Genomic DNA, 14402 nt, shown 5'->3' with positions numbered 1-14402 from the left:
GTGTGCGGGATTCTCGCCCGCGCGACGGCGTACGCCCCCGCCGCGGAGGCCGATTCCGCAGGGTCCGTCACTTCGTGCCCCTGGTCCGTCATCTCGGCGCTCCGGTACGTCACGTCGGCACGGCCGGTCCGTCACCTCCGCACCACCTGTCCGTCACCTCCGTACGGCCGGTCCGCCATCTCCCTACGCGCGGTCCGTCACGTCCTCTCTACGCGTGGTCCGTCACGTCCGGGCTCCCGTCCGCCACGTCCGCTCCCCCGGCACCTCGGCTCACGGCGGCACGGCGGCAACCGGCCCGACGTCTGGGACGGTCGACGACCGGCCCTTGACCGTGCCCTGACCGTTCCTTGGCCCGGATGGCCGAGCCTGGGGCCCCATCGCACCGACCCGAGAGGACCGGCCCCGTGACCCGGCCAACGCACCCCGCCCCGGCGCACCGCCTGTGGGAACCGGCGTCCGTAGCGCGCCTCAGGAACCTCACCGCCGAGCTGGCCCAGGACCTGGCCACCGCCCGCTGGACGCCGACGGAGCTGGAGTCGCGCATCGCGGACCTCCTGCTGACCTCCGCCGCGGGCGACGGCGCGCTCACCGGGCAGCGGATCCGCGGCGTCCTCTGGGAGGGTTCGATGGCCCTCACCCGGGCCAACGACGGCCGTCTGGCGGGTCTGTTGGCATCCTTGGCCCCGGTGGCGGACGAGCCGGAGCTGTCCGACAGGGCGCTCATGGCCGATGTCCACGCCGTGCTGGACCGGGTCGCCGGATGCCGTTGAGGAGGGGGAAGAGCAGATGCCGGAGATCGTGGTGGTGGGCGGAGGGTTCGCCGGGGTGTGGGCCGCGGCGGCGGCCGCCCGCCTGCTGAAGGGGGCGCGGCAGGGCGTTCCGGGCACCGTGGGGGAAACGGGTGGGACAGCCGGACCGGAGCACACCGTCCGGCTGGTGACGCCCGAGGACGACATGGTGATACGCCCCCGGCTGTACGAGGCGGATCCCCACACCATGCGGGTGCCGCTGGACCGGATCCTGGCCCCGGCCGGGGTCCGCCGTACCGCCGCCGCCGTCACCGCGATCGACACCGCCCGGCGTACGCTGACCGCCGTCGACCGTACGGGCGAGGCGCGGGAGATCGCCTACGACGGGCTCGTCCTGGCCACCGGCAGCCGTCTCGTACGCCCGGAGATCCCCGGCGCCGAACACCTCCACGACGTCGACACCCTGGCGGGCGCCACCGCGCTCGACGCCCATCTGCACACCCTGCCGGACCTCCCGGAGGACCGGCCGAAGAACCTCCTGAATGGCCTCCTGAATGGCCTCCCGAAGGACCGGCCTGAGGGCACCCCGACGGCCGCCCCCGCCCGCTGGACGGCCGTGGTGGTCGGCAGCGGCGCGACCGGCCTGGAGGTGGCCACCGAGCTGGTGAGCCGGCTCCGGACGATCGCCGCCCCGCACGGCGCCGCCGACCGGGTCCGCGTGGTCCTGGTCGAGCGGGCCGACGCCGTCGGCGCCTCGCTGGGCGCGCCCGCCGCACCGGTGATCGCCCGCGCCCTGGCCAACCTCGGCATCGAGACCCGCGCGGGCGTCACCGTGACCGCGGTGGAGGCCGGTGCGGTCACCCTGTCCGACGGCTCCCGGCTCCCCGCCCGGACCGCCGTGTGGACCGCCGGGGTGCGGGCCGCCGAACCGGCCGAGCTGGTCCCGGGCCGCCACGACGAGGCGGGACGGCTGGAGGTCGACGCGTTCCTCCGGGTCCCCGGCGTCCCCGGGGTCTGGGCGGCGGGTGACGCGGCCACCGCCCCCACCGGGCACGGTCACCGCACGGTCTTCAGTTGCCAGTACGCGATCCCGCTGGGCAAGCTCGCGGGCCACAACGCGGCGGCCACGCTGCTCGGTGTCGAGCCCGAGCCGTTCGCGCCCGGCCCGTACGTCAGCTGCCTCGACCTCGGTGACGCGGGCGGCCTCTACACCACCGGCTGGGAGCGGGCGGTGCAGCTGACCGGGGACGAGGCCAAGAAGTACAAGCGGGCCGTCACCGAACAGTGGATCTACCCGCCGCTGGACGACGGGCCCGAGCTGCTGCGCCAGGCCGACCACCGGCTGCGTACCCGCAGGTCGAACCCGGTGTAAGGCGGGCCCCGCCGGGAGCGCCGGACCGGGCATGCGGCACGATGGAGCGCCGCCGTCAGCCGCCCCGCCTGGAGGAACCCCGTGACCGCCGCCACCCCCTCCCCGTCCCCGGAGGTGCTCGCCGCGTTCGAGGCCGCCAAGGGCTTCATGCCGGTCCACGAGGGGCTCGCCCTGTACGCGGCCGCCACCGAGGCCGGTGCGCTGGGCCTGCCCCTGCTGGAGGTGGGCACCTACTGCGGGCGCTCCACGATCCTGCTGGCCGACGCGGCCCGGACCGCCGGGGTGAGCGCCCTCACCGTGGACCACCACCGGGGCAGCGAGGAGCAGCAGCCGGGCTGGGAGTACCACGACCCGACGGTGGTGGACCCCGAGGTCGGGCTGATGGACACCCTGCCGACGTTCCGCCGCACCCTGCACCGGGCGGGGCTGGAGGAGCACGTGGTGGCGCTGGTCGGTCGCTCCCCGCAGGTGGCCGCGGTCTGGGCCGGGCCGCTGGGCCTGGTCTTCATCGACGGCGGGCACACCCACGAGCACGCGAACGGCGACTACGAGGGATGGGCCCCGCATGTCGCCGAGGGCGGCCTCCTGGTGATCCACGACGTCTTCCCCGACCCGGCCGACGGCGGCCAGGCCCCGTACCGGGTGTATCTGCGGGCACTGGCCTCGGGGGCGTTCACGGAGGTGTCGGTGACGGACTCCCTGCGGGTGCTGCGCCGGACGGGCGCGGGGGTCTGAGCCGTACGCGTACGGGGCCGGGCGCGTCGTACGCGTACGGGAGCGGGGCATCCGGGACCGCCGGTACAGGAACCGGGCCTCCGGGGGCATCCGGAGGCCCGGCATCCAGGCCTCCGGACCGTACACGTACGGAAACCCGCCGCCCCCGGACGCGTACGGATAGCATCGCCGCGTGCCGTACGACGACAGCGTTCCCCCCACCCGCCGTGCCCGGCCCCTCCTCGTGGCCGCCGCGCTGGCCGCGCTCTGCCTGACGGCGGTCGCCGGCTGCGGCGGCGCCCAGGACCCGGCCGGAACGGACACCGGCGCGGCGAAACCCGGCCCGGAAGCGGAAGCCACCGCATCCGCGTCCACGTCCCCGTCCGCGATCCCCACGGAGTCGCGGCCCTCTGGAGCGACACCCACCGCCCCGCTCCCCCAGGGCCCCCTGACCGGCCGGACCGTGGTGATCGACCCGGGCCACAACCCGCGTAACCGGGAGCACACCGAGGAGATCAACCAGCAGGTCGACATCGGCACGGGCCGCAAGGAGTGCGATACGACCGGTACGTCCACGGACGCCGGTTACGCGGAGGCCCGGTTCACCCTCGATGTGTCGCACCGGCTGCGGGAATTGCTCCGGGCGCAGGGGGCCCGGGTCGTGCTGACGCACGACGACGACCGGCCGTTCGGGCCCTGCATCGACGAGCGGGCCCGGATCGGCAACGAGGCGAAGGCGGACGCGGTGGTCTCGGTGCACGCGGACGGCTCGGCGGTGGGCAACCGGGGCTTCCACGTCATCCTGCCCGCGGCGGTGAAGGGCGGCGGGGCGGACACCTCGAAGATCGTGAAGAGTTCGGCCGATCTCGGGGCCCGGATCGCCGGACACTTCGTCCGGACGACCGGAAGCGCGCCCTCCAATTACATCGGCGGCGGCACCGGGCTGGACACCCGCGGCGATCTCGGCGGACTGAATCTGTCGACCGTGCCCAAAGTCTTCGTGGAATGCGGCAACATGCGTGACCCGAAGGACGCCGCCCTGCTGACCGACGCGGGCTGGCGGCAGAAGGCGGCCCAGGGCATGGCGGACGGCATCGCGGCCTACCTCAAGGGGTAGGTCCGCCGACGCGAGCCACCCCACAGGGGACTGCCCCACAGGGGGGTTGCCCTACCGGGGACTTCCCTACCGGGGAATGGATCTGCGGGGATATTGGGGGGATAACTGACCAAGAACCGGGCACGGGGGCAACCCGCCCGGTCAGACGATAGATTCATCCGTACGATGGGGAGCCACCCCCGAGCTTCACGCCGCGCCCGCCGACCAGGCGGCAGCGACGACCGCCCCGACGAGACGACCGACTAAGGACCTTCACGTGAATATCCGCTCCCTCACTCGAGGCGACGGCGTGGTGATCGGAGCAGCGGTGGTGCTGTTCATCGCCTCCTTCCTCAACCTTGCCAACTACGACTGCCCGGCCGGCGTGGACTGCTCCCGCTTCAACACGAACGCCTGGGACTCCCTCGGCCTTCTGATGAGCGTCTACCTCGCCGGCATCATCGGCGCGGCGCTGCTGGTCGTCGGCCGGATGATGCCGGGCCGCAAGGTCGCGGGGCTCGACCTGGGCCAGTTCGGGGCCGCGTTCACCGTCTTCGCGCTGTGGACCGCGTTCTGGACGATCATCGATGTCAACAACGCCGGTGCCGGTCTGATCCTGGGCCTGCTGGCGGCGATCGTGCTCGCCGCGGGCGCGATCGCCGGTCCGCTGGTCCCCGCGCTCAAGGCCCCGCTGGTCGGCGCACCCAAGCCGCAGGCCGTGCAGCCGCCGTACGGTGGCCAGCCCGGCCAGGGGTACGGCTACCCGGGCGCCCAGCAGCAGCCCTACGGCGGCCAGCCGAGCCAGGGCTACGGCTACCCCGGCGCCCCGGCCGGTGGCCAGCCCGGTCAGCCGGACCCCGCGCAGGCGGCCCAGGCCCAGCAGGCCGCCCCGCAGGGCGGCGCGGCCCCGGCGGGCGACTTCACCCCGTTCTGGTTCGCCGTCCCGGTGGCCCGTCCGCTGTACGGCGAGGACGGCGCCCCGAACCCGATCGCCGAGCTAGCGCCGGGCACCTGGTACCTCGCGGTCGAGCAGCGCGGTCAGGGCCTCATCGCCCAGACGCAGGACGGCCGTCGCGGTGTGCTCCAGGACACCACGGGCATCCAGCGCGGCTGACCGCCTCCGGGCACCGCATCGCATCGCGGCCCCTCACCCTTCCGGGTGGGGGGCCGCTGCCGTACAGTCCACCGAGCACCCTCGACGCCTGACGGATCGTCACCTACGGCCGGAGGTAACGGAATGCGGCTGGGACTGGCACTCGGCTACTGGGGCCGCGGCCCGAACCCCGACCATCTCGCCCTGGCCCAGGAGGCGGAGCGGCTCGGCTACGGTTCGGTCTGGACGGCGGAGGCGTGGGGCTCGGACGCCTTCACGCCGCTGACCTGGATCGCCGCCCACACCTCCCGGATCGGGCTGGGGACGGGGATCGCGCAGATGGCGGCCCGTACGCCGACGGCGACGGCCATGCACGCCCTCACCCTGGACCACCTCTCGGGCGGCCGGCTGCTGCTGGGCCTCGGCCTGTCCGGGCCGCAGGTGGTGGAGGGGTGGTACGGCCGCCCGTTCCCGAAGAGCCCCCTCACCGCGACCCGCGAGTACGTCGAGGTGATCCGCCGGGTGCTGGCCCGGGAGGCGCCGGTGGAGGTGGCGGGCCGCGTCCACCCCCTCCCGTACACCGGCCCGGACGCCACGGGCCTGGGCAAGCCGCTGAAGCCGATCACCCACCCGCTGCGGTCCTCGCTTCCGGTCCTGCTGGGCGCGGAGGGCCCGAAGAACATCGCGCAGACGGTCGAGATCGCGGACGGCTGGCTCCCCCTGTACTGGTCCCCGTACCGCACGGACGTCTACGCCGCCTCCCTCACCGGCCTCCGCGAGGGCTTCATGGTCGCCCCGATGGCCCGCGCCCAGGTCTGCGACGACGTGGCGGAGGGGCTGCTGCCGGTCAAGGCGATGCTCGGCTTCTACATCGGCGGCATGGGCCACGCGGCCCGCAACTTCCACGCGGACCTGATGGCCCGCATGGGCTTCGAGGAGGAGGCCCGCCGCATCCAGCACCTGTTCCTCCAGGGCCGCAAGGAGGAGGCGATCGGGGCCGTACCGGACGCCTTCGCGGACGAGATCTCCCTGATCGGCCCGCGCGCCCGCATAGCCGAGAAACTGGCGGAGTGGCGCAAGGGCCCGGTGACCGACCTCCTGATCACCGCCCCGGACCCGCACACGCTACGGGTCCTGGCGGAGCTGAACGCCTAGGGCTTTCCGCCGGGATCAGGCCGGGCTCACCCGAACGACGACCGGTCCAGCCAGAAGTCCAGCAGCTCCGCGTCGCCGAGAACCTCGACCCGGTCGCTCGTCGGCGCCAGGCGGCGGTTGAAGACGAGCATCAGGTCGGTGAGGGACCCGCGCAGGGCGACCGTCGCCTTCGCGTGGTCGTGGCGCCAGGTGAAGCGGTCCTCGCCCAGCTCGATGAGCCACTCCGCGCCGGGTACGTCGGTGGCGTGCAGGTGCAACGAGCGGTCGCCGCCGCGCAGTTCGTTCGCCTCCGGGTCGTCGCCCTGCTCCTGGACGTAGGAGACGATGCGCAGCCACTCGTCGATGGTGTCGGCGGCCACCTCGGCGTCGACCGTGTACGGGACCCGCGCGGCGAGCGCCGCGTCCGCCCGGTGGACCACCGTCTCGTGCGTCATGCGCCGCACCCAGAACGTCGTGCTCCGCTCCCACGCCCAGCTCCACACCTCGGCGTCCGGCCCCGCCTCCCGCAGCGCGGCGACGGTGGCGTCCGCCCCCTCCGCGAGCCAGGCGTCCAGCGCCTCCGGACCGTCGGCGGCCGGCCCCTCGAACCCCGGCACCTTCTCCTCGGGCACGTCCTCGGTGGCCCGGCCCCGGACGATCTCCCCGACCCAGCGGTGCGCGCCGCCGACATGCACGGCGAGCTGCCGCAGGGTCCAGTCGGGGCAGGAGGGGACGGTCGCGGCGAGGTCCGCGCCCTTCAGCGTGGCGCGGAGGGCGTCGGTCTGGACCAGGATCTCGTCGCAGTAACGGTCGTAAGAAAGAAGCGTCATGCGGGGACCTTAACCGCGGCACACATCTTGCTCATCCGATTTCCACGGCGGTGGCCTGCCCCCGGGTCACCCCGTCAACTGCGACGTCGACGGAACCTTGTCCGTCACCTCGGCACCCGCGCTCTTCCCGGCGTTCTTGATGCTGTCGATGACGCTCTCGAACGCCCCGATGTCCCCCTCGCCCGCCTCCCCGTTGCGCAGCTTGGCGGCCATCCCCTTGAGGGACTCGATCCCGGCGGTCAGCGGGGCGACGGCCTTGGACAGCAGCGGGTCCCCCTTGGCGTTCTCCGCGGCCGCCTTGAGCCGGTTGTACGCGAACCCGCCCGCGAGCCCCGCCTTGACGAGGGCGAAGGTGCGCCCCTCGGCCCCCTTCTTGAACGTGCCCGCCCGGTACGGCTTCACGATCCACTGGTACGTGGCCCCGGCCGCGAGCCCGGCGTTGGCGACGAACCGGGTCTTGGCGAGCCGCTGCCTCTCGGCGGAGGCCGAGACGGAGGCGGCGGCGGAGACCGAGGACGACGGGCTCGCCCCCGTACGCGTCGCCGCACCGGACCCCTTGTCGCCGCAGCCGGTCGCGGACACCAGCACGGAACAGCTCAGCAGCAGCGCCACCAGCGACCGGCGGAGCGGTACGGAACGGATCACGGCGGCCTCCCGGCGCGGCACATCACGGCGAGCGCGGCACATCACGGTGAGTGACGAACTCCCGCCCCTCCCGGTCAGAGTCGCCCGCCCCTCCGGGCCCCGCCACCTGATACCGCCGTTCGGGTTTCACGCTGGGTAAAGCGGTAACCAGGACTCCATGTCCTACAGAACCCGTTCTTCAGGCAGCAGTTCAGCGGCGAGGATCATCGCCGTCGTGGCCGACATCCTGGCCTTCATCATCATTCTCTGGATCCTGATGTACCTGCTGGACGCCAACCGGGGCAACGACTTCGTGCAGTGGGTGCACGACGCCGCCACCTGGCTGGCGGGCTGGTCCTACGACCTCTTCACCTTCGACGCCGCCTGGGCCCGCGTCGTGGCCGGCTACGGCCTCGCGGCCGTCGTCTACCTGTTCATCGGCCACGCGGTGGCAGGCCGCCTCCGCCGCTGACGACGGAAGCGGCGGAGGCCGCCACGCCGGGCCCCAGGGTTCAGCGGCAGCAGTCCGGTTCCAGGCCGAGCGGGAGCCTTTCGCCGCCGAAGACCGCGGTGGTCGCCTCGTCCCCTCCGAGCGCGGCCACCGCGAGCAGCAGGGAGCCCGCCGTCCAGGTGGTCAGTTCCTCGGGCCAGAAGGCCTTGTTGCCCTCGAAGACGTATCCCGTCCAGTACAACCCGCCCTCGGCGCGCAGGTGCTGGATGGACTGGAGGATCTCCAGGGCCCGGTCCGACTCGCCCGTCGCCCAGAGGGCCAGGGCCAGTTCGCAGCTCTCGCCGCCGGTGACCCAGGGGTTGGGGAGCACGCACCGCACGCCGAGGCCGGGGACGACGAAGCGGTCCCAGCCCTCCTGGATGCGGGCGGTGGCCTCGGGGCCGGTGATCGCGCCGCCGAGGACCGGGTAGTACCAGTCCATCGAGTAGCGGTTCTTGTCGAGGAAGCGCTCGGGGTGTTTGCGGATCGCGTGGGCCAGCGCCCCGGTCGCCAACTCCCAGTCGGGCTGCGGCTCTTCGCGCAGCTCCGCGATGGCGAGCGCACAGCGCAGCGCCTGGTGGATCGAGGAGGAGCCGGTCAGCAGGGCGTCGTTCACCGGCGTGCCGTCGGCCTCGCGCTTCCAGGCGATCTGCCCGCCGGGCTGCTGGAGCCGGAGCACGAACTCGACCGCCGCGTAGACCGTCGGCCACATCCGGTCGACGAACGCGTCGTCGCCCGTGGCGAGGTAGTGGTGCCAGACGCCGACGGCCACGTACGCGCAGAAGTTGGTCTCGCGGCTGCGGTCGGTGGGCCGCTCCGGGTCGCCGTCGTGGTAGGCCGCGTACCAGGAGCCGTCGCCGTTCTGGTGGCGGGCCAGCCAGTCGTAGGCGCGCTCCGCCGCCGCGTGCTCCCCGGCGGCATCCAGCGCCATCGCGGCCTCGGTGTGGTCCCACGGGTCGAGGTGGTGGCCCCGGAACCAGGGCAGCGCCCCGTCCTCGCACTGGACCGCGAGCAGGGCCCGGACCGTCTCGGCGGCCTCGGCCGCGGTCAGGACCCCGGGAAGGACCAGGTGTTCGGTCTGTTCGGGAGTGCTCACGCCTCGGCCTTCGGAAGGTGCGGCTTGGTGGCGTACGCGACGAAGCTCTTGCCGACGACCGGGTTGAGCAGCTGCTCCGCGACCCGGGTGGCGAGCGGTTTCTTCATGATGTCCCAGACCAGCAGCTTGTGGTACGCCCGCACCGGGAGGGCCTTGTCGTTGTCCACGCCGAAGGCGCACTTCAGCCACCAGTACGGCGAGTGCAGGGCGTGCGCGTGGTGGGTGCCGTACGGCTTGAGCCCGGCCTCGCGGATCCGGGCGAGGAGCTGGTCGGCCTTGTAGATGCGGATGTGGCCGCCCTCGACCTCGTGGTAGGCGTCGGAGAGGGTCCAGCAGATCTTCTCGGGGCCGTAGCGCGGGACGGTGATGGCGATCCGGCCGCCCGGCCTGAGGACCCGGACCATCTCCGCGAGGACGCCCTTGTCGTCCGGGATGTGCTCCATGACCTCGGAGATGATCACGACGTCGAAGGAGTCGTCGGGGAAGGGCAGGTTGAGGGCGTCGCCCTCCATCGCGGTGGCGGTGGCGCCCTCGGGCGCCTCCCCGGCCTCCTTCATCGCGGCGAACCACTTGGCGACCTCGCGGATCTCCTCGCCGTTCTGGTCGAGGGCGACGACCTGCGCACCGCGCCGGTAACACTCGAAGGCGTGCCGGCCGGCACCGCAGCCCAGGTCGAGCACTCGGTCGCCGGCGGCGAGCGGGAAGCGGGTGAAGTCGACGGTCAGCACGAGGGCCTGCCTTCGAGGTCGGAGGTACGGGTTCAGAAAAGCGGGTTACGGGTCACGGGGTCCGGGATCGGGGTCCGGGGCCGCATCCCGGGGTCCAGGTCCGCGTCGCGGATTCCGGCGGCCGGGGCCGCCGTCCCCCGCGAGGACGGCGCAGTCACCGGCGGGCCCCGGCTCCGCGGGCGGCGATCGCCCGACGGTACAGCTCGGCCGTTCCGGCGGCCGCCCGGGCCCAGGTGAAGTTGGCGAGCACCCGCTCGCGCCCCGCCGCGCCGAGCCGGGCACGCAGCTCCGGATCGGCCAGCAGCCGGGCGAGCGCCCCGGCCAGCGCGTCCGCGTCCCCGGGGGGCACGGCGAGACAGGTCTCCCCGTCGCGGCCGGAGACCTCGGGGATCGCGCCCCCGGTGGTGGCCACGAGCGGGGTGCCGGTGGCCATCGCCTCGGCGGCGGGCAGCGAGAACCCCTCGTACAGCGACGGCACACAGGAGACCTGGGCGCTGCGCACGAGGTCGACCAGCTCGGCGTCGCTGATGCCCTTGACGAACTCGACGGCACCGGCCAGCCCGTGCCGCTCGATGGCCCGGGCGACCGGCCCGTCCTCGGCGCGCTTGCCGACGACGACGAGGTGGGCGTCGGGGTTCTCCGTACGGAGCTTGGCGAGCGCGTCGACGAGGTGGACCAGGCCCTTGAGCGGGACGTCGGCGCTGGAGGTGGTGACGATGCGGCCCGGCACCTCGGCCACGGAGGGGTCGGGCGACCACAGTTCGGTGTCGGCGCCGATGTGGACGACGCTGATCCGGTCCGCGCGTACGCCGAGGTCCTCGACGATCTCGTCGCGGGAGGAGCCGGAGACGGTGAGCACGGTGTCCAGCTTGCGGGCGACCCGCTTCTGCATCCGGGTGAAGGCGTACCAGCGGCGTACGGAGGCGCGTCGGCGGCGGCTCGTGGCGGCGGCCAGGTCGAGCCGGCGGTCCACGGTGATCGGGTGGTGGATCGTCGTCACGAGCGGGGCCCCGAGGTCGCCGAGGAGCCCGTAACCGAGGGTCTGGTTGTCGTGGACGACGTCGAACTCACCGCGCCGGGCGAGGAGGTGGCGGCGGGCGCGGAGGCTGAAGGTGAGGGGTTCGGGGAAGCCGCCGGTCCACATGGTGGCGACCTCCGCGAGGTCGATCCAGTCCCGGTACTCACCGCGCTTCGGCGTACGGAACGGGTCGGGCTGCCGGTAGAGGTCCAGGCTCGGCAGCTCGGTGAGCGGGACGCCCTCGTCGAGCACCGGGTAGGGCTGCGCGCCGATGACCTCGACGCTGTGCCCGAGGCGGGCCAGCTCCCGGCCGAGATGGCGTACGTACACACCCTGGCCGCCGCAGAACGGGTTGCCCTTGTACGTGAGGAGCGCGATGCGCAGCGGCCGGTCGCCGGACCCGGCTGAGGAGCTGCTGTCGCCCGTGCGGGGGCCCGTCTCTATGGCCTCAGCGGTCACACTCGGCCCCCTTCTGACTGCGTTTCGCCGGAGCGTAACCGCTAGCGCTAATCTAGAACAAGTTCCAGACTTGCCCGTTCCACGTGCATCGAATCTACCGGCAGGTAGCGACGGTGTGACGGCCGGATCAGGTGATTCGCGCCACGACGGACGCCCTGGCATGCTGTGCGCGCCCGGACGCGCCCGCCCGGTCCACCGGTCCGCCCGGAGGGGCACGGGGACCGGAGCCGCCGGGGCGGGACCGGACGGTTCCGGGGCGTGGGATCAGGAGATTCCGGGGCGCGGGATCAGAGATGATGCACGGATCGACCACCTACGGATCGATGCACGGATCGACCACTCACGGATCGCGGATGGGGACAGCATGACCGCGGACGCCAGACCGGCAGCGCCTGTGCCGACGGAACGCACGGCGCCTCCGTTGACCGAGCGGCAGGAGGCCCGTCGCCGCCGCATCCTGCACGCCAGCGCCCAGCTCGCCAGCCGGGGCGGCTTCGAGGCGGTGCAGATGCGGGAGGTGGCGGAGGCGGCGGGGGTCGCGCTCGGCACCCTCTACCGCTACTTCCCCTCCAAGATCCATCTGCTGGTCGCCACCATGCAGGACCAGCTCCAGCACCTGCACACCACGCTGCGCAAGCGCCCTCCGGCCGGCGACGACGCAGCCCAGCGGGTCGCGGAGACCCTGATGCGCGCCTTCCGCGCCCTCCAGCGCGAACCGCACCTGGCCGACGCCATGGTCCGCGCCCTGACCTTCGCGGACCGCAGCGTGAGCCCGGAGGTGGACACCGTCTCCCGCCTCACGACGGCGATCATCCTGGACGCGATGGGTCTGGAGCACCCGACGCCGGAGCAGCTCTCGGCGGTCCGGGTGATCGAGCACACCTGGCACTCGGCGCTGATCACCTGGCTGTCGGGCCGGGCGTCGATCGCCCAGGTGAAGATCGACATCGAGACGGTCTGCCGCCTCATCGACCTGACGTCGAAGCCGGGGCGGGCCTGAGGGCCCTCCCCCGCCTCACCGCCCTGGGCCCGGTCCGGCGACAATGCAGGCGTCCTCGGGCCGGGCGCCGCCGTACGTGCCCCGGGCCTCTTCCACCTCAGAGCGGGGCGACACCATGGCATGGGTAGTGGCAGCGAACGCGTTGCTGGGGGTGCTGGCCATCGCGCTGGGCACGGTCACGCTCCGGACGGGGTGGGTGCTGCCCACGGCCCGCCGTCACGTGACCCGCCCCCGGCTCCACGGAGTCGGCGTCCTCCTCATCGGCGCCTCGCTCCTCCTGCAGAGCCTCCTCTACTTCGAAATCCTGCCGAGCGTTTCGTGGGAGGCCCGCTTCTACGGCGGGAACGCCCTGCTGCTCGGCGGGATGCTCGTCCTCGTCCTCGGCCACGTGCTGCCGCTCCGCCGGAGCCAGCGGCACGCCCTTCCCCCGGGCCCCTGAGGGCGCCGACGGCCGGGGCGGCCGCCACCCGGCGGGGCGTGCTCAGCCGGCCGGAACCTCCGCGGGGTCGGCGGAGTTCAGGAACCGCTCCTGGACCCGTGCGAGGGTGCGGAAGTCGTCGATGGTGACCTCCTGGAGGTCGATGGTGTCACCCGAGATCTCCTCCAGGAGATCGATGAACTCCAGGAAGTCCATCGAGTCGATGAGACGCGCTTCGATGAGGTCCTCGTCAGAGCGGATCTCGCCGTCGAGGCCGGGGTTCTTCTCGTGGAGCCACGCCAGGACCTGTTCCATGGTGGGCATCGTTCCTCTCGTCGTTCGGGGCCGCCGGGGAGCGGCGGTGGGGCGGGGGTCAGGAGGCGGCGGCCCGGAGGTGGTCCAGGGCGCGGTCGGCGGAGCCGTGGGCGAGGATCATCGCGTGCACCCAGCGCTCCACGCCGAAGGCGACGCAGGAGCTGTACGCGGAGCCGTGGGAGCCGGCCCGGATGCCGAGCCGTTCGCCGAAGAAGTTGCGGTGCCGGTTGACGGAGGCGATGGCCGTACCGTCGGGGGCGCTGTACTCGAACTTCACCGGGTCGAGCGCCATCAGCCGGGCCCTTGAGCCGCCCTTGTCGTAGAACGGGTCGTCGGCCGCCGCCCGGGTCAGGGTCAGCCCCAGCCGCCCCGCGACCTCCTGGACGAACTCGCCCCCGCGCTCCAGGTGTTCGCCCGCCCCGTCCTTGGTTCCGAGGTAGAGCACCTCCCGCATGTGGAAGCCCCACAGGCGGCGCAGCCCCTCGTAGTGCGTCTCGTTGCGGAAGCAGCGGCCGACCGCCGAGAGGCGGAGCCCGTCCTCGCCCACGTCCTGGCCCTCCAGCGAGAGCAGCAGCCCGTAGCAGGTGGCGGACGGGAGCAGATGCCCGGTGGGCACCAGGGGAAGGTCCTGCGGCGCCTCGCCGGAGGCCAGTCCGTCGAGCGTCTCGGGGGCGAACCGCCCGGCGGGCACCCCGAGATGGGGGAAGTTGCGGAAGAAGTCCAGCCGCGCCAGCCCCTCGACGGAGAGCAGGGGCGGCCCCAGCACCTCGGGGGCGGAGAGCCGCGCGGCGAGGCCCGACAGCAGGTCGTCCAGCCCTCTCAACAGCGCGGTGCGGACCGGGTCCAGGGTGATCAGCCCGGGGCCCGGGCTCTGCAGCTCTATGCCCGGAAGGGCCGTCATGCCGGATGCGCTCATCGAACCGTGTTCTCTCTCCATGGGGGCACGCGCCCGGATCGACCGGCGGGCCCACGGAGGACGTCGTCGTGCCGGCAGCACCGCCGGGCATGGCCTTCACCGGCCGCAGGGCAGGCAGGGACGGATGTACGGATATGACGACCGGTCATCGATCCGTCCGCGCCCTTGGACCCTAGGCCCGCCCGTCCGGTGTTGTCTAGACCAAAGAGGGCGAACGGCAGGTGTCCGATTCTCGCCGCCCCGATGACGGAAGCGGCCGCATATCCGCATATCGGCATGGCACTTGACAGCGCAGCGGTCTGGACCAATCCTGCTGACCGACGTGGTCACAACGCCGTTCACCACGACGC

Annotated in this window: 16 protein-coding genes; 9 read left to right on the top strand and 7 right to left on the bottom strand. The window is 73.0% G+C overall.

Annotation, left to right across the window (positions count from 1 at the left end):
* Nucleotides 1-404: 404 nt before the first annotated feature.
* From DJ476_RS25410 to DJ476_RS25385, 6 genes are all read left to right on the top strand, one after another.
* Entirely contained in the window at nt 405-770 is a 366-nt protein-coding gene (locus DJ476_RS25410) for a hypothetical protein (protein WP_070203363.1), read from the top strand.
* A 16-nt stretch (nt 771-786) separates the two neighbouring features.
* Nucleotides 787-2121: an NAD(P)/FAD-dependent oxidoreductase gene (locus DJ476_RS25405; protein ID WP_112491653.1), complete on the top strand. Its 1335-nt coding sequence runs from the start codon at nt 787-789 to the stop codon at nt 2119-2121.
* Between the two features lie 81 nt (nt 2122-2202).
* On the top strand, nt 2203-2856 hold the full coding sequence (locus tag DJ476_RS25400) for a class I SAM-dependent methyltransferase (protein WP_112491652.1): 654 nt from the start codon (nt 2203-2205) through the stop codon (nt 2854-2856).
* A 172-nt stretch (nt 2857-3028) separates the two neighbouring features.
* Entirely contained in the window at nt 3029-3952 is a 924-nt protein-coding gene (locus DJ476_RS25395) for an N-acetylmuramoyl-L-alanine amidase (protein ID WP_112491651.1), read from the top strand.
* A 289-nt stretch (nt 3953-4241) separates the two neighbouring features.
* Entirely contained in the window at nt 4242-5045 is an 804-nt protein-coding gene (locus DJ476_RS25390) for a hypothetical protein (protein WP_318294792.1), read from the top strand.
* Between the two features lie 123 nt (nt 5046-5168).
* Nucleotides 5169-6179 carry an LLM class F420-dependent oxidoreductase gene (locus DJ476_RS25385; protein WP_103416332.1) on the top strand — a complete coding sequence of 337 codons (1011 nt, stop codon included), beginning with the start codon at nt 5169-5171 and terminating at the stop codon, nt 6177-6179.
* Between the two features lie 26 nt (nt 6180-6205).
* Here the strand turns inward: DJ476_RS25385 and DJ476_RS25380 are convergent, their stop codons facing one another.
* Entirely contained in the window at nt 6206-6988 is a 783-nt protein-coding gene (locus DJ476_RS25380) for a maleylpyruvate isomerase family mycothiol-dependent enzyme (RefSeq protein ID WP_112491649.1), read from the bottom strand.
* Nucleotides 6989-7054: 66 nt separating this feature from the next.
* Complete coding sequence (locus tag DJ476_RS25375; RefSeq protein WP_112492620.1) at nt 7055-7633, bottom strand: hypothetical protein; 579 nt, start codon at nt 7631-7633, stop codon at nt 7055-7057.
* 157 nt (nt 7634-7790) lie between these two features.
* Between DJ476_RS25375 and DJ476_RS25370 the strand changes: the two genes are divergently transcribed.
* Nucleotides 7791-8084 (top strand): hypothetical protein, encoded by a 294-nt coding sequence (locus DJ476_RS25370; protein ID WP_078562453.1) that lies wholly within the window; start codon nt 7791-7793, stop codon nt 8082-8084.
* Nucleotides 8085-8124: 40 nt separating this feature from the next.
* On the opposite strand, the gene DJ476_RS25365 is transcribed toward DJ476_RS25370, so the two are convergent.
* The 3 genes from DJ476_RS25365 to DJ476_RS25355 form a co-directional block, all read right to left on the bottom strand.
* Nucleotides 8125-9198 carry a prenyltransferase/squalene oxidase repeat-containing protein gene (locus DJ476_RS25365; RefSeq protein ID WP_112491648.1) on the bottom strand — a complete coding sequence of 358 codons (1074 nt, stop codon included), beginning with the start codon at nt 9196-9198 and terminating at the stop codon, nt 8125-8127.
* Complete coding sequence (locus tag DJ476_RS25360) at nt 9195-9926, bottom strand: class I SAM-dependent methyltransferase (protein WP_030584022.1); 732 nt, start codon at nt 9924-9926, stop codon at nt 9195-9197. Before DJ476_RS25360 ends, DJ476_RS25365 begins: the two co-directional genes overlap by 4 nt.
* Nucleotides 9927-10080: 154 nt before the next feature.
* On the bottom strand, nt 10081-11403 hold the full coding sequence (locus DJ476_RS25355; RefSeq protein WP_103416336.1) for a glycosyltransferase family 4 protein: 1323 nt from the start codon (nt 11401-11403) through the stop codon (nt 10081-10083).
* Between the two features lie 364 nt (nt 11404-11767).
* On the opposite strand from DJ476_RS25355, the gene DJ476_RS25350 reads away from it, so the two are divergent.
* The gene (locus DJ476_RS25350) at nt 11768-12403 is read left to right on the top strand and encodes a TetR family transcriptional regulator (protein ID WP_103416337.1); all 636 of its coding nucleotides are present in this window, start codon (nt 11768-11770) and stop codon (nt 12401-12403) included.
* A 127-nt stretch (nt 12404-12530) separates the two neighbouring features.
* Complete coding sequence (locus tag DJ476_RS25345; RefSeq protein ID WP_103416458.1) at nt 12531-12842, top strand: hypothetical protein; 312 nt, start codon at nt 12531-12533, stop codon at nt 12840-12842.
* A 42-nt stretch (nt 12843-12884) separates the two neighbouring features.
* On the opposite strand, the gene DJ476_RS25340 is transcribed toward DJ476_RS25345, so the two are convergent.
* Complete coding sequence (locus DJ476_RS25340; RefSeq protein WP_070203372.1) at nt 12885-13136, bottom strand: acetyl xylan esterase; 252 nt, start codon at nt 13134-13136, stop codon at nt 12885-12887.
* A 58-nt stretch (nt 13137-13194) separates the two neighbouring features.
* Complete coding sequence (locus DJ476_RS25335; protein ID WP_070203373.1) at nt 13195-14052, bottom strand: class-II aminoacyl-tRNA synthetase family protein; 858 nt, start codon at nt 14050-14052, stop codon at nt 13195-13197.
* Between the last annotated feature and the right edge of the window lie 350 nt (nt 14053-14402).

It is taken from the genome of Streptomyces bacillaris (assembly GCF_003268675.1).
In the GTDB taxonomy this organism is placed as follows: Bacteria; Actinomycetota; Actinomycetes; order Streptomycetales; family Streptomycetaceae; genus Streptomyces; species Streptomyces bacillaris.
This window is presented reverse-complemented; position numbering and strand designations above follow the sequence as displayed.